Annotated in this window: 17 protein-coding genes and 4 tRNA genes; 11 read left to right on the top strand and 10 right to left on the bottom strand. The window is 38.1% G+C overall.

Annotated elements, in window-relative coordinates:
- Positions 1-73 precede the first annotated feature (73 nt).
- Together rho and A6B43_RS02730 are read left to right on the top strand one after the other, a co-directional pair.
- Entirely contained in the window at positions 74-1,336 is a 1,263-nt protein-coding gene (gene rho, locus A6B43_RS02735; RefSeq protein WP_124211766.1) for a transcription termination factor Rho, read from the top strand.
- A 48-nt stretch (positions 1,337-1,384) separates the two neighbouring features.
- Positions 1,385-2,545 carry a cytochrome-c peroxidase gene (locus A6B43_RS02730; protein ID WP_124211765.1) on the top strand — a complete coding sequence of 387 codons (1,161 nt, stop codon included), beginning with the start codon at positions 1,385-1,387 and terminating at the stop codon, positions 2,543-2,545.
- A 19-nt stretch (positions 2,546-2,564) separates the two neighbouring features.
- Here the strand turns inward: A6B43_RS02730 and A6B43_RS02725 are convergent, their stop codons facing one another.
- The 3 genes from A6B43_RS02725 to rep all read right to left on the bottom strand — a co-directional run bounded on the left by A6B43_RS02725 (position 2,565) and on the right by rep (position 6,890).
- Entirely contained in the window at positions 2,565-3,128 is a 564-nt protein-coding gene (locus A6B43_RS02725) for an anthranilate synthase component II (protein ID WP_124211764.1), read from the bottom strand.
- The gene (locus A6B43_RS02720; protein ID WP_124211763.1) at positions 3,112-4,701 is read right to left on the bottom strand and encodes a DNA recombination protein RmuC; all 1,590 of its coding nucleotides are present in this window, start codon (positions 4,699-4,701) and stop codon (positions 3,112-3,114) included. The genes A6B43_RS02725 and A6B43_RS02720 overlap by 17 nt, the downstream gene beginning before the upstream one ends.
- Before the next feature lie 170 nt (positions 4,702-4,871).
- Complete coding sequence (gene rep, locus A6B43_RS02715; protein ID WP_124211762.1) at positions 4,872-6,890, bottom strand: DNA helicase Rep; 2,019 nt, start codon at positions 6,888-6,890, stop codon at positions 4,872-4,874.
- A 169-nt stretch (positions 6,891-7,059) separates the two neighbouring features.
- On the opposite strand from rep, the gene recB reads away from it, so the two are divergent.
- Genes recB through A6B43_RS02695 form a run of 4 tightly spaced genes read left to right on the top strand, consistent with a single transcriptional unit; the run spans position 7,060 to position 12,422 of the window.
- Positions 7,060-10,650: an exodeoxyribonuclease V subunit beta gene (recB, locus tag A6B43_RS02710; RefSeq protein ID WP_124211761.1), complete on the top strand. Its 3,591-nt coding sequence runs from the start codon at positions 7,060-7,062 to the stop codon at positions 10,648-10,650.
- Positions 10,651-10,703: 53 nt separating this feature from the next.
- Positions 10,704-11,804, top strand: a complete 1,101-nt coding sequence (locus A6B43_RS02705) for a transglutaminase-like domain-containing protein (RefSeq protein WP_124211760.1) — start codon at positions 10,704-10,706, stop codon at positions 11,802-11,804.
- A complete protein-coding gene (locus A6B43_RS02700; protein WP_124211759.1) occupies positions 11,779-12,132 on the top strand; it encodes a mercuric transporter MerT family protein in 354 nt (117 codons plus the stop codon). The genes A6B43_RS02705 and A6B43_RS02700 overlap by 26 nt, the downstream gene beginning before the upstream one ends.
- A complete protein-coding gene (locus A6B43_RS02695) occupies positions 12,129-12,422 on the top strand; it encodes a heavy-metal-associated domain-containing protein (RefSeq protein ID WP_124211758.1) in 294 nt (97 codons plus the stop codon). The genes A6B43_RS02700 and A6B43_RS02695 overlap by 4 nt, the downstream gene beginning before the upstream one ends.
- 44 nt (positions 12,423-12,466) lie before the next feature.
- Here A6B43_RS02695 and prlC read toward each other — a convergent pair whose 3' ends face one another.
- From prlC to A6B43_RS02680, 3 genes are all read right to left on the bottom strand, one after another.
- Positions 12,467-14,500 carry an oligopeptidase A gene (gene prlC / locus A6B43_RS02690; protein WP_124211757.1) on the bottom strand — a complete coding sequence of 678 codons (2,034 nt, stop codon included), beginning with the start codon at positions 14,498-14,500 and terminating at the stop codon, positions 12,467-12,469.
- Between the two features lie 41 nt (positions 14,501-14,541).
- Positions 14,542-16,179 carry a CTP synthase gene (locus A6B43_RS02685; RefSeq protein WP_124211756.1) on the bottom strand — a complete coding sequence of 546 codons (1,638 nt, stop codon included), beginning with the start codon at positions 16,177-16,179 and terminating at the stop codon, positions 14,542-14,544.
- A 173-nt stretch (positions 16,180-16,352) separates the two neighbouring features.
- Positions 16,353-17,810: a porin family protein gene (locus A6B43_RS02680; RefSeq protein ID WP_124211755.1), complete on the bottom strand. Its 1,458-nt coding sequence runs from the start codon at positions 17,808-17,810 to the stop codon at positions 16,353-16,355.
- A 214-nt stretch (positions 17,811-18,024) separates the two neighbouring features.
- On the opposite strand from A6B43_RS02680, the gene A6B43_RS02675 reads away from it, so the two are divergent.
- Positions 18,025-18,699, top strand: a complete 675-nt coding sequence (locus A6B43_RS02675; RefSeq protein ID WP_124211754.1) for a double zinc ribbon domain-containing protein — start codon at positions 18,025-18,027, stop codon at positions 18,697-18,699.
- 10 nt (positions 18,700-18,709) lie between these two features.
- Here the strand turns inward: A6B43_RS02675 and A6B43_RS02670 are convergent, their stop codons facing one another.
- Positions 18,710-19,504: a TatD family hydrolase gene (locus A6B43_RS02670; RefSeq protein WP_124211753.1), complete on the bottom strand. Its 795-nt coding sequence runs from the start codon at positions 19,502-19,504 to the stop codon at positions 18,710-18,712.
- A gap of 57 nt (positions 19,505-19,561) precedes the next feature.
- Positions 19,562-21,109 carry a carbon starvation CstA family protein gene (locus tag A6B43_RS02665; RefSeq protein ID WP_124211752.1) on the bottom strand — a complete coding sequence of 516 codons (1,548 nt, stop codon included), beginning with the start codon at positions 21,107-21,109 and terminating at the stop codon, positions 19,562-19,564.
- A gap of 291 nt (positions 21,110-21,400) precedes the next feature.
- On the opposite strand from A6B43_RS02665, the gene A6B43_RS02660 reads away from it, so the two are divergent.
- The gene (locus A6B43_RS02660) at positions 21,401-22,783 is read left to right on the top strand and encodes a DegQ family serine endoprotease (RefSeq protein WP_124211773.1); all 1,383 of its coding nucleotides are present in this window, start codon (positions 21,401-21,403) and stop codon (positions 22,781-22,783) included.
- Positions 22,784-22,928: 145 nt separating this feature from the next.
- Here the strand turns inward: A6B43_RS02660 and A6B43_RS02655 are convergent.
- Positions 22,929-23,004 (bottom strand) — tRNA-Ala (locus A6B43_RS02655).
- Positions 23,005-23,080: 76 nt separating this feature from the next.
- Positions 23,081-24,523 carry a glutamate--tRNA ligase gene (gene gltX, locus A6B43_RS02650; protein ID WP_124211751.1) on the bottom strand — a complete coding sequence of 481 codons (1,443 nt, stop codon included), beginning with the start codon at positions 24,521-24,523 and terminating at the stop codon, positions 23,081-23,083.
- Between the two features lie 210 nt (positions 24,524-24,733).
- Here gltX and A6B43_RS02645 point away from each other — a divergent pair.
- The 3 genes from A6B43_RS02645 (at position 24,734) to A6B43_RS02635 (ending at position 25,064) form a co-directional block, all read left to right on the top strand.
- Positions 24,734-24,809 (top strand) — tRNA-Val (locus A6B43_RS02645).
- A 49-nt stretch (positions 24,810-24,858) separates the two neighbouring features.
- Positions 24,859-24,934 (top strand) — tRNA-Val (locus A6B43_RS02640).
- A 54-nt stretch (positions 24,935-24,988) separates the two neighbouring features.
- A tRNA-Val gene (locus tag A6B43_RS02635) sits at positions 24,989-25,064 on the top strand.
- Positions 25,065-25,090 lie beyond the last annotated feature (26 nt).

The following is a 25,090-nucleotide window of genomic DNA, read 5'->3' as shown; positions in this document are numbered from 1 at the left end:
ACTAAAGTACTTAGTTAATTCCACTGAATTTATTCTTTGTAACCCAATCTCACATAAATAATAAAACATTTCTATGCATCTTACAGAATTAAAAAATACGCCTGTATCGGAACTTGTCCGTATTGGCGAAGAACAAATGGGGTTAGAAAATTTAGCCCGTTTACGTAAACAAGACATTATTTTTGCAATACTTAAACAACACGCTAAAAGTGGTGAAGACATTTTTGGACAAGGCGTGTTAGAAATTTTACCAGATGGTTTTGGTTTCTTACGTTCAGGTGATAGCTCTTATTTAGCTGGTCCTGATGATATTTATGTTTCACCAAGCCAAATTCGTCGTTTTAATTTACAAACTGGGGATTCTATTGGCGGTAAAATTCGCCCTCCGAAAGAAGGTGAACGTTATTTTGCATTGTTAAAAGTTGATCGTGTTAATGATGACAAACCTGAGGTTTCTCGCAGTAAAATTCTTTTTGAAAACCTTACTCCTCTTCACGCTAATTCTCGTTTAAGAATGGAGCGGGGAAATGGCTCAACAGAAGATTTAACTGCCCGTATTTTAGATTTAGCTTCTCCGATTGGTAGAGGTCAGCGTGGTTTAATTGTAGCCCCTCCCAAAGCAGGTAAAACAGTTCTTCTGCAAAATATTGCACAAAGTATCACCCATAATTACCCTGAATGTGTATTGATTGTATTATTGATTGATGAACGTCCAGAAGAAGTAACTGAAATGCAACGTTCAGTAAAAGGCGAAGTTATTGCATCTACATTTGATGAACCAGCTTCTCGCCACGTTCAAGTTGCTGAAATGGTGATTGAAAAAGCTAAACGTTTAGTTGAGCATAAAAAAGACGTGGTAATTTTACTGGATTCTATTACTCGTTTAGCCCGTGCGTATAATACGGTTACACCTGCGTCAGGCAAAATCTTATCAGGTGGGGTTGATGCAAATGCTTTACATCGCCCTAAGCGTTTCTTTGGGGCAGCTCGTAATGTAGAAGAGGGTGGAAGTCTAACGATTATTGCGACTGCACTTGTTGATACAGGTTCAAAAATGGACGAAGTTATTTTTGAAGAATTTAAAGGAACGGGGAATATGGAACTTCATCTTTCTCGTAAAATTGCGGAACGCCGTGTATTCCCTGCAATTGACTTTAACCGTTCAGGCACCCGTAAAGAAGATCTACTCACAACGCCAGAAGAACTCCAAAAAATGTGGATTCTTCGTAAAATTCTTAATCCGATGGGTGAAGTGGAAGCGATGGAATTTTTAATTGATAAACTTATGGTGGCAAAAACCAATGATGAGTTTTTTGAAATAATGAAACGATCATAAGATGAATAAAACGGCACATAACGTGCCGTTTTTTACATAGGAAGTTAAATGAGAGTTCTATTAATTTTTTTTAGTTATTTATTTGTTTTTTCTGCTCAGGCTCTTGAACCAGAGGCTAGAGTAATGCCTTCGAATGGCATTGATAAAGCCTTATTAGGGCAAATTCTCTTTTTTGATACAACGCTATCAAAGAATAACCGCTTAAACTGTGCAAGCTGTCATCATCCAGATCACGCATTCATTGATGTGAGAAAAAATAGTGCGGAGGGTATGGTTTCACAGGGTGATGATCCTTACCGCTTTGGAAGACGTAATAGCCCAACGATGCTTTATGCAAAATATACGCCAGAATTTCATTTTGATGAGGCTTCACAAGCTTATGTTGGCGGGTTATTTTGGGATGGACGAGCTAAAGATTTGCAACAGCAGGCGGGGAATCCTCCGCTTGATCCCGTTGAAATGGAAATGCCAGATAAGCGTTCTGTTGCTGAAAGACTATGGCAAAATCCAATGTATGCGAGATTATTAACATTTCATTACGGACAGGAAGTTTGGGATAGTGTGGAACAAGTTTATACAGCTATGGAAAATGCATTAGCTACGTTCCAGAGAGAGAAACCTTTACTTGCTCCTTTTGATTCAAAATATGATAAGTTTTTAAAAGGTGAAATAGCACTTACGCCATTAGAAAATCAAGGGCGAGCACTTTTTTTTGATAAAAACGGAGCAAATTGTGCGAGTTGTCATCAGTTACGGTCTACACAAACCGCAATGGAAGAAACTTTTACAAATTACCACTATTATAATATTGGCGTACCAAAAAATCGACAGTTACTCATTCATAACCATTTAGCAGAAAATACGGTAGATTTAGGGTTATTTGAAAACCCATTGGTAAATGGCGATGAAAAGCAAAAAGCAAAATTTAAGGTACCAACGTTGAGAAATGTTGCCGTTACCTCTCCTTATATGCATAACGGGGTATTTAAAGAATTGCGTACGGTACTGTTATTTTTAGATCATTTTAATCATTCAGATCGACAAATAAATCCTGAAACTCACCGCTTGTGGGACGAGCCTGAATATGCACCAACGGTTAATTATAATGAGTTAAAGGCAAAAGCGCTTACAGATCAAGAAATTGATGCATTAGAAGCCTTCTTAAGAACATTAACCGATGAACGGTATGAACCATTATTATCTCAATAGTTGGAGTATGGCTCTTTATTTAGGTGCTTAGCCAATTCCGTAAAATTTGTTCACCAAATTCAGTAATAAAAGATTCAGGGTGGAACTGTACGCCGTAAAGACGTAAATTCTGGTGTTTAACTGCCATTAGCACATTTTGGTCACAAAATGCGGTTGCAACAAGCGGTGTGTTTTCAAGGGAATTTTGCGAAATTGCCCAAGAATGATAGAGCCCGATATTAAATTGTTTGGGTAAGCCTTCGAATAATGGATTATCCAAAATTTGGGTGAGAGAGCGTTGTTGCCCGTGACGGACATTATCCAAGTTATACAGCGTTCCACCAAAAAATTCACATAACGTTTGGTGTCCTAAACAAACGCCTAAAATCGATTTCGTCTGTTGATAACGCTCTAGCATCGCAAAAAGTTGTGGATAAGCACTTGGTACATCAGGCCCAGGTGAAATCATAATGTGGCTGAAAGCATTGACTTCCTCTAAATTTAATGTTTCAACGGATACAACTTTCGTTTCAACCCCAATTTTACGCAGTAGATCGACTAAATTAAAGGTAAATGAGTCGTGATTATCAATCAGTAGTAGCATTTTGTTGCTCCTGTTCTATTGCTTTCTCGGTAACTAATGTAAGCCGTGTTGTGTCCCAATCGGTTTCAAGCAATTCTACTTGCGGAAGCACTTGGCTGGCTTTACTAGAAAGTTGTTGGAAGCGTTCTACTTTGCCAACAAGTCCTTGTTTGCCAACCAATGAAGTTACAGTTTGATTATATTGATTGCTCGCTGTACTGAGAGTGTTGCCTAATTTTGTTAAACGTTCAGCAATTACACAAACCTGGTTATAAATATCGCCTGCTTTTTCACTGATTTCCCGAGCTTCGACATTACCTCGCTCAATTCTCCATAGATTAGCAACAGTGCGTAAAATAGGCATTAACGTTGTATGAGATACTAAAATGACGTTACGTTCGTAGCCGTAGTTAAAAAGCTGTGGATCGTGCTTCATTGCTTCAATATAGGCAGGTTCAATCGGGATAAACATTAGCACAAAATCAGGACTTTTAATGCCAATTAAACGGCTATAATTTTTCTTAGAAAGTCCATCAATATGGTTACGCAAAGAACGGCAATGATCATCAAGGGCTTTTTGAATTGCAAAATTATCTTCAGATCTCACCGCTTGATCGTAGGCAACAAGCGATACTTTGCTGTCTAAAATCAAATGTTTATTATCGGGTAGTTTAACTACAAAATCAGGCGCAAAGCGTCTTCCTTCATCATCACGGTAACTTGCTTGAGCAAGATAGTGCTCGCCTGAAAGTAGCCCCGCCATTTGTAACGCACTCTCTAACTGAACTTCTCCCCAGTTCCCCGCCACTTTGTTATTGCCTTTTAAGGCTGTGGTGAGATTTTGAGCATCTTGTGACATTGAAAGCCCAATTTCAAGCACACGTTTGATCTCGGTTTCTAAATTAGCATTGCCTTTTACTGCTTCGGTATGTACTTCATTTACCCGTTTTTGAAAACCTTCAATTTGCTCTTTAAACGGTTTAAGTAGCATATCTAATGCCGATTGATTAGTTTGAGCAAACGATTTACTTTTTTCATCCAAAATTTGTTGAGCTAAATGTTGAAATTCAGCATTCAATTGCTGACGCATATCAAGAAAATTTTGTTGCTGTTGCTCAAAATTTTCCTGTTTTTCTGATAATGTTGTACGAAGTTTCATTAGCTCTTGCTGAACTTCTGAGAGTTTACTATACAGTTCCTGATTTTCATTTTCCTTCAATTCGAATTGATGGCGACTAATATTGAGCTGTTGGTTTAAGCTGTCTGCTTTGGCTTGTGCAGAGCCAATGCGTTCTTGTAAGTGATTGATATGTTCTTCTAGCTGATTTTCCTGTTCTTCAGCGTGTGTAATTTTCTGTTGTAGATAAGCGATATGGTTATTACGCTCAGTTAAACGCTCAAGGGTTGATTCGGCACGGGTTTGTTGCTGAATGGCGATTTGCTCTAGCTGATTTTTTTCATTGGAAAGTTGTTCATATTTTTGTTCGAATTGTGCAAGAGAATTTTTATCCCGTGATTGCAGTATAATGAGAAAAATTACAGCACAAATTAGCACAATAAGGGTAAGATAAAGCCAAAGATCGTCAGAATTCATAGGTACTATTCTCTTCTAAAATACTGTAAAAAATTATAGGTATTTTACCGATTAAATCGGCATTGTGAAGTGTAAGCGGTCGAATTCTTACAAGATTTTGTGATTTGTAGAAATTTTGGTGAAAGAATTAAAATGAAAACTGAGCATTTGCTCAGTTTTTCTAGATATGTTTATTTATTAGCAAGCAACATTGCCCGTAGATTAGCAATGTTATTTGAGACTTTTTGCTGTTTTTGTTGTTCAGTAAGTGGTGGTTTATCTCGTTCCCATTGCAAATCATCTTGTGGAAGCTCTAGTAGGAAACGGCTTACTTCGGGTTTAATTATTTCACCATACTGACGCCGTTCTTTACATAGTGAAAAGGTTAGTGTTTGTTGTGCTCGTGTAATGCCAACGTAAGCTAAACGGCGTTCTTCTTCTACATTATCTTCATCAATACTTGTTTGGTGAGGCAAAATGCCTTCTTCCATACCGATTAAAAAAACGTGGGGAAATTCTAGCCCTTTGGAGGCGTGTAGCGTCATTAGCTGAACTTGATCGCTTTCGCTATCACTTTCGCCTCGTTCTAACATATCCCGTAAGGTCAAATTAGCTACCACCTGGCTTAGTGTCATCGGTTCATTGAGTTCATCACCTTCCAGCATTTTTTGTACCCATTCAAATAGCGTTTGCACGTTACGGCTTTGCATTTCTGCGGCTTTAGGCATTGTCGCATTTTCATATAAATAGGCTTCATATTGAAGCTGTGCCAGCATTTCTTTAATGGCAGATTGTGGTTCGGATCTCACCGCTTGATCGGAGAGTTCCACAATCCAGTGAGCAAAATTTTGCAATGATTGATAAGGTTTTGGGCTAAGACGTTGAATGAGTTCAAAGTCAAAAATTGTTTCAAATAAACTAGTCTGTTTTTCATTAGCGAGTTGCCCTAATTTTTCGAGAGTTACTGCGCCAATTTCTCGTTTGGGCGTGTTTACAATGCGTAAAAATGCAGCGTCATCATCTTGATTAACTAATAAACGTAGATAGGCCAACATATCTTTAATTTCGGCTTTAGCAAAAAATGAAGTACCGCCTGAAATTTTGTAAGGAATTCGGTTGAGCATTAGTAATTTTTCAAGCAAGCGGGATTGATGATTGCCTCGATATAAAATAGCGTAATCTTTATATTTAGTCTTGCGTGAATAGCGGTGAGCAATCAGTTCGCCAATAATTCTTTCAGCTTCGTGTTCTTCACTTTTAGCTTCAATGACATTGAGTTTTTCGCCTTGTTCTAGTTGGGAGAAAAGGCGTTTCTCAAATAAGTGATCGTTGTTATCAATTAAAATATTGGCACAATGTAAAATCCGTTGGCTTGATCGATAATTTTGTTCTAATTTGATCACCTTGAGGTTTGGAAAATCTGTATTCAGCCGTCCAATATTTTCGGGTTTTGCTCCTCGCCACGAGTAAATGGACTGATCATCATCGCCCACAACGGTAAAATTACCGTGCTGAGCGACTAGTAATTTGATCAATTCATATTGGCTCGTGTTTGTATCTTGATATTCATCAACCAATAGATAGCGGATTTTATTTTGCCAACGAGCTTTAGCCTCGGGAAATTGGCGGAGCAATAACGTTGGAAGCATAATTAAATCATCAAAATCTAAGGCATTATAGGCTTTGAGCTGATTTTGATATTGAGAATAGAAATGGGAAAACACACGATCTCGTTCACTTTGAGCTTGTGCAATTACTTGTTCAGGGCTGAGTAGTGTATTTTTCCAATGAGAAATTGCTGAAATCAAATTTTTCAGTAAGTCTTTATCTTCCGTAACTTTTTCAGGCAGTAAATGCTTGAGTAGTGCAATTTGATCGTGTTCGTCAAACAGGGTCATTCCACTTTTATAGCCAAGTAGTTTATGCTCTCGTTTTAGAATTTCAAAACCAAGCGTATGGAACGTAGAAATAGTTAAGCCACGGCTATTTTCTCTGCCAATGGAATGGGCAACCCGTTCTCGCATTTCTCGAGCTGCCTTATTGGTAAATGTAACGGCGGCAATCTGTTTTGGTGAATAATTACCCTGAGCGATCAAATAGGCAATTTTATTGATAATGACCCGAGTTTTACCAGAACCCGCACCTGCAAGAACGAGGCACGCTCCCGTAATATATTCAACGGCTTGTTGTTGTTGTGTATTGAGTTTCATTGAGTATGAATGCTTTAGATATGTGGTGCTATTGAGCAATAGCATAACACGGAATGAGAAATGATAGGGGACGTTTTCTGCTCTCTAATAAGTAAAATAATGAATAAAACTGACCGCTTGCACAGAGAGTGATAAAATAGCAAAAAATTTCCTCTAAATGATATAACCAATGAATATTCTCAATCCAATCTCAATTCCTTTAAATCAAGCAAGTTTAATTGAAGCATCGGCTGGCACGGGTAAAACCTATACAATCGCAAATTTATATCTGCGTTTAATATTAGGCATAGCGTGTGAGCCGATGATGGTTGAGCAAATCTTAGTGGTTACATTTACTAAAGCGGCAACGCAAGAACTGCGGGATAGAATTCGCCTTAAATTAAAAGAAACTGCAAAAATATTTAGTGATCCAAACAGTGAAAAATCACAATTGGCATTTGCAAAAGATCCGTTTATGCAAGAACTTTATCAGTTGGTTGCGACAAATTTATCCGAAGCGTTGTTGCGATTAAGTATTGCTGAACGAGAAATGGATCTCGCAAGTATTTTTACGATCGACAGTTTTTGTCAAAAAATGTTATTTCAGTATGCTTTTGATTCAGGGGTTCGTTTTGATATTGATTTACAAGCAGATGAACGAGATCTTTTGATTCGGTTGAGTGAAGAAACGTGGCGGGAGCTTTTTTATCCTACTTCATTGCTTGAAGCACAGTTAGTTACAGATATTCTGAATTCACCTGAAAAAGTATTAGAGAAATTATCGGCCTATTTATCTGAAGAGCTACCGCCTTTGAACCCATCTCAACAACAATGGCTGGCGGAAGATTATATACAACAAGCGGTGAGATTTGAGCAATTTCTTGCAACCGCTCGGCATTACTGGAAAGAGAATGAAACGCAAGTTATTGAAATTATTCAACAGGTTTTTGATCGCCAGCGTGCAGAAGAAATTAAAATTTTAAATGGCACAAGTTATAAAGAAACGAGTTTCCAACAAAAGTGGTTACCCGAAATCAATCAATGGGTAGAATCGAAAGCATTATCTTTCCCAGAAAAAACGTTGAGTTATTTTAGCCAATCAATGCTGGAAGCTAAAGCAATTAAAGGGGCTGAAATTGTCCGTAGTTCTCATTTTGAGCGGTGGGATCAATTTATTGATGAATATCAGCAATTTAAAAATTTCTATTCACAAATTGAAGCTAAATTGCTTTACCGCTATTTACAGCATTTACGCCATAAACTTGCAGAGTATAAAAATAGCCATATAGAAAAGAATTTCAATGATATGTTGAATTATTTTCATCAGGCATTGACGGGTGAAAATGGTGATGAATTAGCCAAAAAAGTGCGTCAGCAGTTCCAATTTGCAATGGTTGATGAAACGCAAGATACCAACCTGATTCAGTACCAAATTTTTCAACGGATTTTTATTGATAATGCCGAATCCCACGGTTTTATTATGATTGGCGATCCTAAGCAGTCAATTTACAAATTTCGTGGTGCAGATATTTTTGCTTATCTTACCGCTTCACAGCGAGTGGCGGAAACTTTTACGCTATCGAAAAACTGGCGATCACTGCCGAATGTGGTTGAAGGTATCAATAGGCTGTTTACTTTACCTAAAGATCAACCGCCATTTCTTTATGATGATATTCATTTCTATCCTGTTGAAAGCAATGAAACAGAAACGAATTTGTTAAATGAACAGCAGGCGATAAATTTATACCTTTTGCAACAGGACTATAAAGCAGAGCAAGCTGCCGAACATTGTGCGGATCAAATTCAGCAAAGCCTTAGTCGAGCAATGCAAGGAGAGCTATTTATACAAGAAAAAGATGGGAATGGCGAAATTCAGCAACGTGTATTACAACCAAAAGATATTGCGATTTTAGTTCGTTCACATAGTGAAGCAGAGCAGATCAAGCGGTCACTTTCTGCAAGAAATTTGCAATCTGTATTTTTATCTGAACGGAAAAGCGTTTTTGAAAGTGAAGAAGCAAAAGATTTGGCGTTAATTTTAACAGCGTGTTTAACTCCGTTTTCTCAAAAAAATGTATTATCTGCATTAGGAACGGCCTTATGGGGGCTAACGGCACGAGACATTTATCAGCTTAAAAATAGTGAAAATATATGGGAAAACTATGTTGAACAGTTTATTGGCTATCAACAAATCTGGCAAACACAGGGTGTATTACCTATGTTACATCAGCTTTTTATTGAGCAACAGATTGTTGCTCGTTTAAATGGAGGACGTAATGCAGATCGCCGTTTGACTAATATTTTGCATTTAGCAGAGCTGTTGCAGGAAAAAATGGATAGCGTTGAAAATGAGTCAGCGTTATTACGTTGGTTTACGCAACAGATTAAAAAGCCAAGCAATAATAATGATGGGCAGATTTTACGTCTTGAAAGTGAAGATGCTTTGATTAAAATTATTACAATCCATAAATCTAAAGGCTTGGAATACCCCGTGGTATGGTTGCCATTTGTAGCAAAATCCGCTAAAAGAACCGACTCTAAAGCGATGACAATTTACCGTGATGAACAAAATAACCTTTGTTGGGATTTTAATAGTGATGATAAAAAGATTAAACAAGGGATAGAAGAAGCAGAGCGAGCGGAAGACTTACGTTTGTTGTATGTGGCTTTAACCCGTGCGAAATATCAGCTTCATTTGGTTTTACCAACACTGTGGAGTGATAAATGGAATGCACTGCTTTATTTATTAAGTGATGGGGATATTGTTAAAAATGGTTCAACGACAGATTATTTTAAACGTAAGGGGATTACATATAAATCTACGCCTTTAGCGGATCAGGCAGAGCAAACAGCTTTTGTGATGCCAAGTGGTGAGGAGCAGGAGATCACTGCAAAAGAATTTACAGGAACTATTCGGGAAATAGGGCAGATTACTAGCTTTACTGCTTTACAGGCACAGAATGAAAGGCTTAGAAATCCACTTAACACGGCATTGGGCGATACTGCACAGGATTATGATAGCGGTGTATTATTTGAAAATTTTGCAGAATTAACAGAGCAAGAAAACGGACATTTTTCGCCGTATAATTTCCCACATAGTACCCGAGTAGGGAATATTTTACACCGCTTTTTTGAAGTATTAGATTTTCAACAACCGTTGGAGACTAAAGCAATTCAGCAACTATGTGAACAATTTTCATTAAATGACGAATGGATTGAACCTGTTCAGCAATGGTTTGAACAAGTATTACAAACGCCATTTGGCGATAATTCGCTTTTTTGTTTAGCCGATATTCCACTTAACAAGCGGTTAAATGAATGGCAATTTTACCTACGTCTTAAAAATCCGAAGGCATTAGTTAAAATCAATCAGTTGTTGAGAAAGCATAGCCGATTAGCCAAGCGGCTGCCAGATCTTCAATTTTTCCAATTTGAGGGATATGTCCGAGGTTTTGTAGATTGTATTGTAGAAATTAATCAACAATATTATGTGCTTGATTATAAATCAAATTTTCTTGGCTATTTGACTCAGGATTATTCAATTGAGAAAATTGAAAAAACAATGGCACAGTATCGTTACGATTTGCAATATTTGCTATATACCCTTGCTGTTCACCGCTATTTACGTTATCGCTTAGGGGAACATTATGATTACCAGCGGGACTTTGGCGGTGTGGCTTATTTATTTTTACGAGGAATGAATGGCGCTGAAAATTCAGGGGTTTATTTTGATAAACCAAGTCTAGAATTAATTGAGGAACTTGATCAACTTTTTGGTTGATGAAGTAGATTTTTCTTTAACACTATTTTATTTGTATATTTTTTAGGACTTTTATGAAGAAATTACTTGGTGCATTTTTGTGTTATTCGCCGATTGCATTGGCAACGGTTTATTCTGATTCACTAACAACAACGCATTTATATGAGCTAACAGAAAATTATAATCTTATTGCCCCCAAAGGGTCGAAAGGTAAAACTCAGTTATGGATCCCTATTCCATTTAATAGCGATTATCAGAAGGTTAAATCAATCCAATTTGAGGGGGATTACCAGCAAGCATATATCACCGAAAATAATCAATATGGAGCCAAAACCTTATATGCAACCTGGGACGAAAAAGCTGATAAACGGAACTTAAATTTAACATTATTAGTTGAAACAAAAGACCGTGAGCCAATGCTTCAAAAAGCGTTAGCAGATTATAAAGTGCCAGAAAAAATTACCTATTCAATTGATGTTTTAGCGTATTTAAAACCTACGGCTCACATTAAAATTGATGGTATTGTGAAAACTTATGCGGATAAAATTGTGGGTACAGAAACAAACCCATTAAAAAAAGCAGAGTTAATACATCATTGGATCGTAAATAATATGGAACGAGATGAATCATCGTTAGGCTGTGGTGATGGTGATGTAGAAAAAATATTGACAACAGGTGTGCTTAAAGGAAAGTGTACGGATATAAATTCCGTTTTTGTCGCTTTAGCTCGTGCTGTGGGAATTCCTGCTCGTGAAGTGTTTGGGCTTCGTTTAGGACAAGCGGTTAAAATGGGTAAATTTTCGCAAAAAGCATTTGGAAGTGCGAATGAACAAGGAGTAGCGAATGTAAGTGGTGGGCAACATTGCCGAGCTGAGTTTTATCTAGCTGGATTTGGCTGGGTCCCAGTTGATTCTGCAGATGTCGCTAAAATGCGGTTAGTTGAGAAAAAAGTGGTGCAAGATCCAGAGGTGAAAGAAGTAGCTAATTATCTTTTTGGAAATTGGGAAATGAATTGGATTGGGTTTAATCACGCCCGAGATTTTGATCTCTATCCTACACCAGAAATTACCCCAATGAATAACTTTGGCTATCCGTATGCAGAAATTGGTGGTGATCCATTTAATTCTTTTGATGCGAATGAGTTTAAGTATGAATTTATCTCAGAACAACGCTAATCGAACATTTATAGCAAGCTGTATTACTGCAGTTGTAGCAGCGGTTAGTTCAACACTTTGTTGTGTTGCACCTTTAATTTATCTGCTATTTGGCGTATCTTCCAGTTGGCTGATCGAATTAAGTGAATTTGAATATCTGCGTATTCCAATGCTCATTGTCTCATTAGGGGCATTTGGCTATGGTTTTTGGTTATTAGTAGGATCAAAAAAAGTGATCTGCACAAAATATCTCTCTCGCCGAATGCTTTTAATTCTTTACTGGGTAATGTTTGCCATTATTTTATTTTTACTTTTTTACCCAATTTTATTACCTTGGATTTTAGAATGAAAAAATTTCTTAGTGTATTATTAATGTTTATATTATTTTCATCTGCACAAGCAAATGAACATCAAGCAGATGAAAAAAATGTAGTGATTTATATTAAAGAGATGAATTGCCAACTTTGTGTTTACCTTGTTAATAAAGAGTTACGCAATATTGATGGCGTAGTGTTTACTAAAGGTAATATTAATGATCATCAAGTTAAAATTGTGGCAAAAAAGACTGTAGATAATGAACAGTTAATACAGGCAATCACGAAATTAAAATATACCCCTGAAATTGTGCAGGTTCAGTAATATTAAAAAAGCACGCTTTTAAGCGTGCTTTTTTATATCTCAAATTAATTCGCAATACCTTTGTGTTTTAATAACGCATCTAGGCTTGGCTTTCTACCACGGAAACGTTCAAATAAAACCATTGGCTCTTCTGAACCTCCACGGGTTAGAATATTTTGTAGGAATGATTCCCCTACGTTTCGGTTAAAAATACCTTCTTCTTCAAAGCGTGCAAAGGCATCAGCAGACAGTACTTCTGCCCATAAATAGCTATAATAGCCAGCAGCATAACCGCCTGCAAAAATATGGCTGAAGCTATGTGGTGTACGCACGAATGTTGGAATTTCTACCACAGCAACTTGCTTTTTCACATCTCGTAGAATATCTAATACAATATTGTCGTAAGGGGCTGCCATATGTAGGCGGAAATCGAAAATCCCAAATTCTAATTGACGCAGTACAAACATTGCTGCTTGGTAATTTTTTGCCTTAAGTAATTGAGTTAGCTTCTCTTTTGGTAATGGTTCGCCTGTTTGATAATGCCCTGAAATAAAGGCTAAGGCCTCTTCTTGCCAACACCAGTTCTCAAGGAATTGGCTTGGTAATTCTACTGCGTCCCACGGCACGCCATTGATACCAGCGACATCTGCAACATCGATTTCAGTTAGCATATGATGAATACCGTGTCCAAATTCGTGGAATAGGGTAGTTACTTCATCGTGGGTGAAAAGCGCTGGTTTATCGCCAATCGGTTTATTGAAATTGCAGGTAAGATAAGCTACGGGTTTTTGTAGTGAGCCATCAGCAAGGCGTTTTTGTCCAATACAGTCGTCCATCCAAGCTCCACCTCGTTTATTCTCACGCGCATAGAGATCAAGATAGAAAGAGCCACGCAAACGGTCAGTTTCATCAAAAATATTGAAAAAGCGAACGCTTTCATCATAAACATCAACGCCTTTCTGTTCGACTATTTTCAGCCCAAATAAGCGCTTCATTAGCTCAAATAAGCCTGAAAGTACACGCTCTTCAGGGAAATAAGGGCGAAGCTCTTCATCATTGATGGCATATAGTGCTTGTTTTTGCTTTTCACTGTAAAAAGCAATATCCCACGGCTGTAAATCGGTTACATCAAATTCTTTTTGGGTAAAGGCTTTTAGTTCAGTCAGCTCTTTTTCACCTTGAGCTTTTGAGCGATTTGCTAAATCTTCTAGAAAATCAATTACTTGCTTAGGGTTTTCCGCCATTTTAGTTGATAAGGAATAATCTGCATAGCTTTCAAAGCCAAGTAAATTCGCCAGCTCTTGGCGAAGTTGCAGAATTTCTAACATAATTGCAGAGTTATCCCATTTCCCCGCATTTACGCCTTGATCAGAAGCTCGGGTATTAAAGGCTTCGTACATCTGTTGGCGTAATTCACGGTTTTCGCAGTAGGTCATTACTGGCAGATAGCTAGGAAATTCAAGAGTAAAGCGGTAACCCGTTTTTCCTTTACTTTCAGCAGATAATTTGGCGGCTTCTAAGGCAGATTCAGGTAAACCTTTTAGCTGTTCTTCATCGCTGATGATAATATCCCAACCCATTGTCGCATCTAAGACATTATTGCTAAATTGTGAGCTAAGTTCAGATAAGCGTAGCGAAATTTCCCCATAACGTTTTTGTTTTTCTTCTGGGAGAGAGATGCCCGATAGCTCAAAATCACGCAGGCTATTTTCAATCGCTTTTTTCTGAGCGAGTGAATATGTCGCAAATTCTGCACTGTTTTTAAGCTTTTCATAGCCTTGAAAAAGCCCTTTATGTTGCCCAACCCAAGTGCCGTATTCAGATAATAATGGTAAGCAAGATTGGTAGGCTTCACGCAGTTCTAGGCTGTTTTTTACGGCATTTAAGTGTCCAATGGGCGACCAAGCACGAGAAAGTTTATCACTTACCATTGCTTGTGGCAGGTAAAAGTTTTCCCACGTTGGGTTTTCAATTTGGGAAATTTGTTCGATAGTATCACGGCATTCTTGAATGAGTTTTGTAATTGCTGGTTGAATATGTTCAGGCTTAATGGCAGAGAATTGTGGTAAACCTGTGGTAGTTAAAAGGGGGGTAGACATAGTATTCTCCTAGATAAAGCCCCTTTTCAGGGGCAATATGATTATTTGGATTGTGTTGTTTGATGCTCTTTAGCTGCTTTTATAAAGCTCTCAAATAAGCGGTGTCCATCACGAGGCGTTGAGGTAAATTCTGGGTGGAATTGGACAGCAACGAACCAAGGGTGATTTGGTATTTCAATAATTTCAACTAATTTACTGTCTTCAGATAAACCAGACACTTTTAAGCCTGCTGCTTCAATTTGTGGTAACAGCATATTATTGACTTCATAGCGATGGCGATGACGTTCAAAAATCGTTTCTTGTCCGTAAATTTCACGAGCGAGGCTACCTTCTGTTAAGTGACAAGGCTGTGCTCCTAAGCGCATTGTTCCACCTAAATTTGAATCATCAGAGCGTACCTCAATATTCCCTTCTGCATCTTGCCATTCCGTAATTAAACCAACGACAGGATAAGGCGAATTGTGGTCAAATTCTGTGGAGTTTGCCCCTTTCATTCCAGCAACATTGCGAGCGTATTCAATTAAAGCAATTTGCATACCTAAGCAGATACCTAAATAGGGGATTTTATTTTCCCGTGCATATTTAGCAGTAAGAATTTTTCCTTCTACTCCACGGTAGCCAAAACCACCTGGTACTAAAATAGCATCAATCCCTTTTAATGCTTCGACACCTTTGCTCTCAACATCTTGTGAATCAATATATTGAATATTAACAGTTAAGCGATTTTTCAAGCCTGCGTGTTTTAATGCTTCATTGACCGATTTATAAGCGTCAGGTAATTCAACATATTTTCCCACCATTCCAATAGTAACTTCACCTGTTGGGTTGGCTTGTTGATATAATACATTTTCCCATTCAGAAAGATCGGCTTCTTTATAGTCGAGATGGAAACGTTCACAGATAAATTTATCTAAGCCCTGGGATTTTAATAATGCAGGGATCTGATAGATAGAACTAACATCTTTCAATGAGATAACAGCACGCTCGGAAACGTTACAAAATAGCGCGATTTTTGCTCGTTCATTGGCTGGAAGAGCACGATCAGAACGGCAAATCAGTACATCGGGTTGAATACCAATCGAAAGCAATTCTTTTACCGAGTGTTGAGTTGGTTTCGTTTTTACTTCTCCCGCTGTTGGAATATAAGGCACGAGGGTTAAGTGCATAAATAATGTTTTTTCACGCCCAACGTCCACAGCTAATTGTCGTAATGCTTCTAAAAATGGCAGAGATTCAATATCACCGACTGTTCCGCCCACTTCAACGATAGCGACATCATAGCCTTTACTGCCTTCGAGTACACGAGCTTTAATTTCATTCGTAATATGTGGAATAACTTGAATAGTTGCACCAAGATAGTCGCCACGGCGTTCTTTGCGTAGCACTTCTGAGTAGATCTTACCGCTTGTGAAGTTATTTGCTTTTGTCATTTTGGTGCGGATAAAACGTTCATAATGTCCTAAATCAAGATCAGTTTCTGCTCCGTCTTCGGTTACAAATACTTCACCGTGTTGCGTTGGGCTCATTGTGCCTGGATCAACGTTGATATAAGGATCTAGTTTCATCATCGTAACATTTAAGCCACGAGCTTCAAGAATAGAAGCAAGAGAGGCAGCTGCAATACCTTTCCCTAAAGAAGATACAACACCGCCCGTTACAAAAATATAATTTGTTGTCATTATTTTGCCTTGTGTGATTAGGTTAATTGGATTTGAAATCGGAATGGCAAATACCATTAGGACGGGAGCGTAGTTTACACGAAATCATTATTTAACGCTAGTCAGAGCAAGCGGTCAGTTCTTCGATCTTTTTGCAAAAAATAGGGATAACTGACCGCTTGTAAACAGCGGAATTAAAAGCTCTTACTAAAGTTTACAAAGACTCGGTGTTTGTCATAAGTGTAAAAAGCGTGGTTGCTTTTTGTCTTATTAAAACTATAAGTAAGCTGTGGAGTGATGCCTAAAAAATGGATTGCTCTATGCCACACGGAGGCTTGTAAACCGTATTCCCGATTGCGTTGGGTGATATTAAAAATTGGCATTGGGCCTTTATACCGTTTTTGTGCGAGGCTCATTGAGAGGCGAGTTGAAAGCCCTTTTCCCCACTCTTGCCCCCAACCGAAAGTAATTCCTCGGCGGAAAAAGCTATCGTCTGCATCTCGTGTGCTGGTACGGTTATAATTGATATTTGCAAACCAGTATTGCTTTGAGCTAGCTAAAAAACGTAATCCAGCAGAAACAAAGTGATAGTTGCCATTTAAATGTTTACGAGAGATATAGCGTTGTTCGCCATATTCGTAGTTGCTGGTAAGTAACCATTGAGGCGAGAGCCACTGGATAAATTCAACGGTTGCACCGCCTGTTTTTGAGAAACGTTTGAGAGTTTGGCTACCGCTGGTTCCATTGGCGTATAACACTTGTTCAATAAATGGCAGAACTTCAATAGAATATTTGCTATTTTGGAAGCCTAATCCTACTTTTCCTCGAGTAGTGAATTCATTATATTTTTTATTATTCCAATAATATTTGCCGTCAGTATCTAAATATAGGCTATTAAAAAAGCCATTTCCCCACGACCATTTTTTGCCAATATTGAAATTAAAGCCGACACCTTGTGCCGATTCAGATTTTGGGGCAGACCAGCGTCCGTAAGTTGTGCCAGATTTTGGAGCATTATTGATATTGGGGTCGTTTAAATAGGTCAGTCCACCACTGAATGCCCAGCGATCACGGTGTTGGATAGCTTGAAGATATTGTTCGCTAATTTTTTGTGCATTTTCATCGGGTTCAGCACGTAATTTTTGAAATTGATCTTCAGCGGCTTCTAACTCGTTATTTTCAAAAAGTGTTACGGCAAGTTGAAAGCGAACATTGATATCGGGCAATGCTGCTAATGTTTTACGGAATAAGCGGATAGATTCTGAATAATTTTGCTGTTGTTTCGCTAAAATCGCTTGGCTCCAAAGAGTTAATATAGGATCTTTAGCCGTTTCAGGGAGCTTCTGATAGATAGGGAATAGTATTTCAGTACTATCGGCATTTCCATAATGAACAGCGGAGTAAAGTGCTCGAAGAACAAGATCAGGGTGGTGGACTAGTTCTTCGGAAGACATTGAAATAGTGTGATTATCTTCTTTCTTCACTATATTTTTTTGTGGTTTATTGACGGTAGGTTGTGGTACAGCGGTAACCGTTGCTTCTGTTTGTACCCGTTGGTCATTTAATCGGTCATTAATTTTTTGTTGATCTTGATTGGCAAATGTTGCTATTGACAGGCTTAATCCAAGGCTAGAAATGAGATACTTTTTCATTATTTTTCGTTTAATAGAGGTTTACAATTATTTAATTTTGATGAGAACAGTTTACATTTTATAGCTTAATGGCGCAAATAACATTATTAGGTAATCGCTGTAGCTTATTATTATTTTTGCGATCAGTATCGTAAAAATAAAAAATTATTGTGTAGTAAAGAATGTAGAGTTTGTAGGGTAATGAGAGTAGTGGTTATATAAATGTGGAGAACAAATGTTTTGGGGATTTCGCTGTTTTCACTGTCATAAGCCGTTGTCGATAAGCTCTCACGGTTTTTGCTCTCGTTGTGTAAAATTAGTGGTAACTTCGCCTTATTGTGGGCGGTGTGGTTCTCCGCTATTGGAATATAGTATGAGTTGTGGAAATTGTTTATCTAATGAGCCTAAATGGCATCAATTAGTACAAATTTCTGGTTATAAACCACCGCTTGCACAATGGATTCACCGTTTTAAATTTCAACATCAATATCAATTAAATCAGGCATTATCTCGATTGTTACTATTGGCGATTTATAATGCTCGAAGGCAGTATAATCTGATTTTACCCGATGTGATTTTGCCTGTACCCCTGTTCTGGAAAAGACAGTGGCAACGAGGGTTTAATCAATCGGAACAGCTTGCTAGCCCTTTAGCTAAATGGTTGAATATTCCGTTAGATTGTCAAAGTTTGACCCGTATTCGTTCAACTTCACCACAACGAGAGCTTACAGCTCAACAACGGCGGTATAATTTAAGAGGAGCATTTCACTATCAGCCTATCCATACTTATCAACGTGTAGCGGTTGTCGATGATGTTGTTACTACTGGCTCTACGCTCAATGCAATTTGTTTGGAACTCCTTCGCCAAAATGTGAAACACATTCAAGTTTGGACATTAGCAAGGGCTTAATTATTTAGTTTTATTTTAGCCAAAATAGTTGATTGCTTTGTTGCCAAATACTTTCTGCGATTTGCTCTGAAGTTTCTTTGCGAAGTTCACAAAGTGAATTAAAGGTAATGACTAAACGTTCTGGACGGTTTGGTTTGCCTTGAAATCCTAGAACAGGCATATCAGGTGAATCTGTTTCAAGCAGTAGAGCATCAAGGGGTAATTTTGCAATCGCTTGGCGAGTTTTATTTGCTCGAGGGTAAGTAATTGTACCACCTACGCCGATTTTATAACCAAGATCGACAAATCGTTTTGCCTGCTCATAACTGCCTGCAAACCCGTGAACAACGCCTGTGCTAGTTAAATTCGCTTTTTTTAGAAAGACGAAAAGTTGATCGTGGCTTTTACGGGAATGTAAATTAACAGGCAGATCATACCGCTTGGCAAGGGCTAGCTGGCTTTCTAAAAATTGTTGTTGTTTGTACCAATATTCTGCTGTCGTAATATTTTCGATGGCTCGATCTAAACCAATTTCGGCAATAGCAGTAAAGTGGGAAGAACGGTTTGATAATTGGTTTTCGAGTAAATCAAGATCTGCAAGTTGATGAATTTGAATATAGAGAGGGTGTAAACCCAGCCCGTAAACAATATGTTCGGGTTCAGTTTGGCTACAAGCGATCACTTTATCAAAATTTTTTGCCATTACGGCAACAACTAAAATTCGTTCAACATTTTGTTGCTTAGCATTAGCTAGCAATTGGGATATAGAAAGCTGTGTATCATAGCTCAAATAGTCTAAGTGTGTATGGGTATCAAAAAATTGCATTGTGGTTTTATTTCATATAAAAAAATAAAAGCGAGATTTCTCTCGCTTTTAAAATAATTAGGCTTTGGTTATATCATCAACATTTATATCAGGATCAGAAGGACCTAATGGTTTAAGTAGAATGAAGAATAACACGAGGCATAATACTGTTAATCCTAAGCCGATATAAACTGAGAGTTGGTAGTCTAAACCAAATCCCATCGCTTTATTATAGGCAAGGAATGTAAAGGATACTGCACTAATGAATGCCGCAGGAATGGTACATACCCAGTGGAATTTCTTATAGCGGTATAAGTAAGCTGCAGCAGTCCATAGCATTACTGCGGCAGTGGTTTGGTTTGCCCAGTTGAAATAACGCCAGATGATATCAAATTTCACATTTGAAGCGATAATATAAAATGCAACAGCAAATAATGGAATTGAAATCAATAAACGTTTAATTAACGAACGTTGTTCAATATTAAAGAATTCAGCAATGATTAAACGTGCAGCACGAAATGCAGTGTCACCAGAGGTAATTGGGAGAACGACTACACCAAGAATAGCGAAAATACCGCCCACAAAGCCTAAGAAGTGAATAGATGAGTCATAGACTACTTTAGATGGTGTGCCTGCTGAGATTGCATCTTGTAACATTTGTGGATTTTCATAGAATGAAAGACCAACAGTACACCAAATTAATGCAATCACGCCTTCTGTAATCATTGCTCCATAGAAAATAAAGCGTCCTTCTTTCTCATTTTCAGCACAGCGGGCCATCAATGGTGTTTGTGTTGCGTGGAAACCTGATAATGCACCACAAGAAATTGTTAAGAAAAGGAGTGGCCAAATAGGAACATCACCTTTTACTTGGAAATTCTGGAAGAATTTATCAGCGGTAATACCATCAACGGTACGGAAAAATTCAATGGGGTCAGTCGCACTAAAGTGGCTTGAAACTAAACCGTATACCATACCCACAGACATAAATAGCAATAGTGCCCCAAAGAATGGGTAGATTTTACCAATGATTTTATCAATTGGTAAAAGTGTTGCTAATACATAGTAGCAGAAGATGAGAATCGTCCATACGGTAATGACAGTTGTTTGGTTCATTCCCCATACGGTTAGGCCGCCGTCTGTATCAGAGCCAAAGGATTCAACGGTAATTGAGCTTAGCAATTTAGCAGGGCTAATAACAAAGACAACACCAACAAGGAAAAGAAGAACGACTGCAAGCAGATTGATAAATAGTTTCACAGGTGAACCGAGGTATTTACCTGCTAGGTTTGGCATTGATGCTCCGCCATTACGAACACTTAGCATTCCGCAAAAATAGTCGTGTACTGCCCCTGCAAAAATACAGCCTAAAACAATCCATAGCATTGCAACAGGTCCATATAATGCACCTAGGATAGGGCCAAAGATTGGTCCTGTTCCTGCAATATTTAATAATTGGATAAGCCAAATACGGCTTTTCGACATTGGCATATAATCCACGCCATCTTGCATTGTATATGCAGGTGTTGCTTTTTTCGGATTAATAACAAAGATTTTTTCAATAATTGTACCGTATATGAAGTAACCAAGTACTAAGACGGCAATACAAAATAAGAACCACAACATAGTAGATGTCCTAAAAATAAGAGTAAAGTTTATGTAATACCTAGATAAAAGGTGAGCTATTTTAAAGATTTGTATGATTAAAGTAAATTAAGATTGATGTGAAATCATATTTCAATATAAAAAACGTGAAATTTATAGCTATTTTAATCGTTGCTATATTAGTTATCGGTGTATATAAACAAGGTTAGGTTAAAAAACAATCTGTTATTCGGGTTGTTTAGAACCTTAAAAATTTTTTTGTGTCTTATATTCAGTAAATTTATTGACTATAAGGTAGGAAAAATAATGAAAATGAAAAATAGTATGAAAAAAACATTGCTTGCCTCACTTATTTTGGGATTTGGTGCAATGGCTTTGCCGACAATTGTAGCTGCTAACTTACCGCTTGTCGTAGAAGGTCAAGAACTTCCTAGCCTTGCCCCAATGCTTGAAAAAGTTCGTCCTGCGGTAGTGAGTATTGCAGTGGAAGGGAAAACAAAAGTAGATAGACGGGCAGAGATAGATATTCCTGAAGAATTTGAATTTTTCTTTGGACCGGGTATATCAAGAGATCGTGCTCCTCGCCAATTTAGAGGGGAAGGTTCGGGCGCTATTATTGATGCAGATAAAGGGTACGTTATTACCAATAATCATGTCATTGATAATGCAGATAAAATCACCGTAAAATTAGACGATGGACGAGAATTTAAAGCAAAATTGGTAGGGGCAGACCCTCAATCTGATGTGGCATTATTAAAAATTGAAAATCCTAAAAATTTAACGGCAATAAAAATAGCAGATTCCGATAAATTAAGAGTGGGAGATTTTACCGTGGCTATTGGTAATCCTTTTGGATTAGGACAAACGGTAACATCGGGTATTGTCTCAGCGTTAGGGCGTTCAACAGGAAATAGTGATGAAGGCTATGAAAGCTATATTCAAACAGATGCAGCGGTAAACCGTGGTAATTCTGGCGGCCCTTTAATCAATCTAAAAGGTGAATTGATCGGAATTAATACGGCAATTATTTCACCGAGTGGTGGTAATGCAGGGATTGCATTTGCGATTCCAAGTAATATGGCAAATAATTTAGTACAACAAATTTTAGAATTTGGTGAAGTGAAGCGAGGTCTGTTAGGCATTAAAGGCGGCGAGTTAAATGCTGATCTAGCTAAAGAGTTTAATGTCGATGCGCAACAAGGTGCGTTTGTAAGTGAAGTGTTAGCCGATTCAGCTGCTTCCAAAGCAGGGCTAAAAGCAGGTGATGTTATCATAGGCATTAATGGACAAAAAATCCGTAGTTTTGCGGAACTGCGTGCTAAAGTTGCTACAACGGGATCAGGCAAGACAATTGAGCTAACCTATTTGCGAGATGGCAAAGAAACCACGACTAAGGTTACACTACAAGCAGATGAACAGAGTAAAACCAGTGCAAATAGCTTGCTCCCTGCATTAAAAGGCGCTGAATTTAGCAACTATAATAGCAAAGGTGTAAAAGGTGTTGAGCTGACAAAGGTTGAAAAAGGATCAGTTGCGGATAGTAGAGGCTTCAAAAAAGGCGATATTATTGTTGGTGTAAACCGCCGTGAGGTTGAGACGATTGGTGATTTACGAAAAGTATTAGATACAAAACCTTCAGCCGTTGCATTGAATATTTTGAGAGATGGCTCAAACTTTTATGTGATTGTGCAGTAAAAACCTCAATTTATTGATAAATAAAAATATATCAATTAAAAGGCTGGCTTTTGCCAGTCTTTTATTTTGAGCTATTTAAGAGAATTTAAATGGGAAAAGCGTAGCTATAAAAAATCCGATTAGCAGAACTAATCGGATTAAAATTTGGTGGAGATAAACGGGATCGAACCGATGACCTCTTGCATGCCATGCAAGCGCTCTCCCAACTGAGCTATATCCCCTATATAGTTTTATAATATGAGTTTAGATTTAAACTGTCAATCATAAAAATTTACCAAACTATTAAGTGGTCAAAAACTAGCTTACGTTAGCTTTAATGAAGGTGATAGCTTTTTGTATGCGAGTAAGTGTTCGTTCTTTACCGACTAATTTTGCCGTAATATCCATTGACGGTGATTGTCCAGAGCCTGTTACAGCAAGGCGGAATGGCATACCAACTTTCCCCATTCCAATCTCAAGTTCTTGAGCTGTTTGTTCCATTGCATTGTGGATATTTTCAACACTCCATTCATTACAAGCGGTCAGTTTCTCAAATAATTTTGTTAAGGGAGCAATCGCTTCGGTTTTGAAATTTTTAGCAGCTGCTTTCTCATCATAATGATCAAATTCTTCAAAGAAATAACGGCTTGCCGTTGCCATCTCTTTCAAGGTTTTGCAACGTTCACCCAACACAGTAACAATTTCAGGGAGTGCTGGACCATTGTGGTAATCAATTCCTTGATGTTGCATATGCCATTCTAAATGGCGAGCAACATAATGTGGATCAAGCGTGCGGATATAATGTTGGTTAAGCCATTGCAACTTTTCAGTATTAAAAGCACTAGCAGATTTGCTCACGGCTTCTAAATTGAATAATTCAATCATTTCTTCACGGGTAAAAATTTCTTGATCACCGTGTCCCCAACCTAAACGGACTAAGTAATTGACTAAGGCTTCAGGAAGATAGCCATCATCACGGTATTGCATTACGCCAACTGCACCGTGTCGTTTTGACAGTTTTTGTCCATCATCGCCTAAAATCATTGAAACGTGAGCATAGACAGGAATTGGTGCATTTAAAGCTTTTAAAATATTAATTTGGCGTGGAGTGTTATTGATATGATCTTCTCCCCGTACAACGTGGGTGATGCCCATATCCCAATCATCAACGACTACGCAGAAGTTATAGGTTGGTGAGCCATCTGTGCGGCGAATAATTAAATCATCTAATTCACTATTGCTTATCTCAATCCGTCCACGCACGGCGTCATCAAAAATTACTGATCCTTCCGTTGGGTTTTTAAAACGAACAACGTGAGGGGCATTGATATCTTTCGGCGGATTATGTAAACAGTAGCGATCATAACGTGGTTTTTCTTTGCTTGCTTCTTGTTCTGCTCGTAGTGCATCTAACCGTTCTTTAGAGCAATAACAGCGATAAGCAAGCCCTTGTTCAAGCATTTGATCGATTACTTGGTTGTAACGATCAAATCGTTTAGTTTGATAATATGGTCCGTGTTCCCATTCTAAATTGAGCCATTCCATACCTTCTAAAATAGCAGCAGTCGCTTCTGGTGTAGAGCGTTCTAAATCGGTATCTTCAATACGCAATACAAATTCACCGTGGTTATGTTTTGCATAGAGCCAAGAGTACAAAGCGGTTCTTGCTCCGCCAACGTGTAAGTAGCCTGTTGGACTAGGTGCGAAACGAGTACGAACTTTTACATTCGGGTCTAATGGGAAAAGGGGAGAGATCTTCATTTTTTATCCTAATTAATCCTAATATGCGATTCTAAATTTTTAGTGTATAAATCCTAACTATTTTACTCTTATGATGAGGGATTAGTAGCAAAATATTGTTACTTTGGGCGAAAAAAACAGCGAACAAGAAAATTTCGTAAAAAATTGTTTGACGATAATTTAAAGATCCCTATAATGCCCACACGCAACGCAAGTTGTAGAGTTTGAAAAGGGCGATTAGCTCAGTTGGGAGAGCACCTCCCTTACAAGGAGGGGGTCACTGGTTCGAGACCGGTATCGCCCACCACTTTTTAAAAGTACCAACTTTTCAAACTACCCAAATGTAAATTCTAAGTGGGCGATTAGCTCAGTTGGGAGAGCACCTCCCTTACAAGGAGGGGGTCACTGGTTCGAGACCGGTATCGCCCACCACTTACGATTTACATATCCGCTAATAAATAAAATGAATCTATTTTATTTTAAAGTGGGCGATTAGCTCAGTTGGGAGAGCACCTCCCTTACAAGGAGGGGGTCACTGGTTCGAGACCGGTATCGCCCACCACTTTAAACTTTCCTTACCTATAAATT

The sequence above is a fragment of the Vespertiliibacter pulmonis genome (assembly GCF_013377275.1).
Taxonomy (GTDB): domain Bacteria; phylum Pseudomonadota; class Gammaproteobacteria; order Enterobacterales; family Pasteurellaceae; genus Vespertiliibacter; species Vespertiliibacter pulmonis.
The sequence above is the reverse complement of the archived record's forward strand: the minus strand, read 5'-3'. Positions and strand labels throughout refer to the sequence as shown.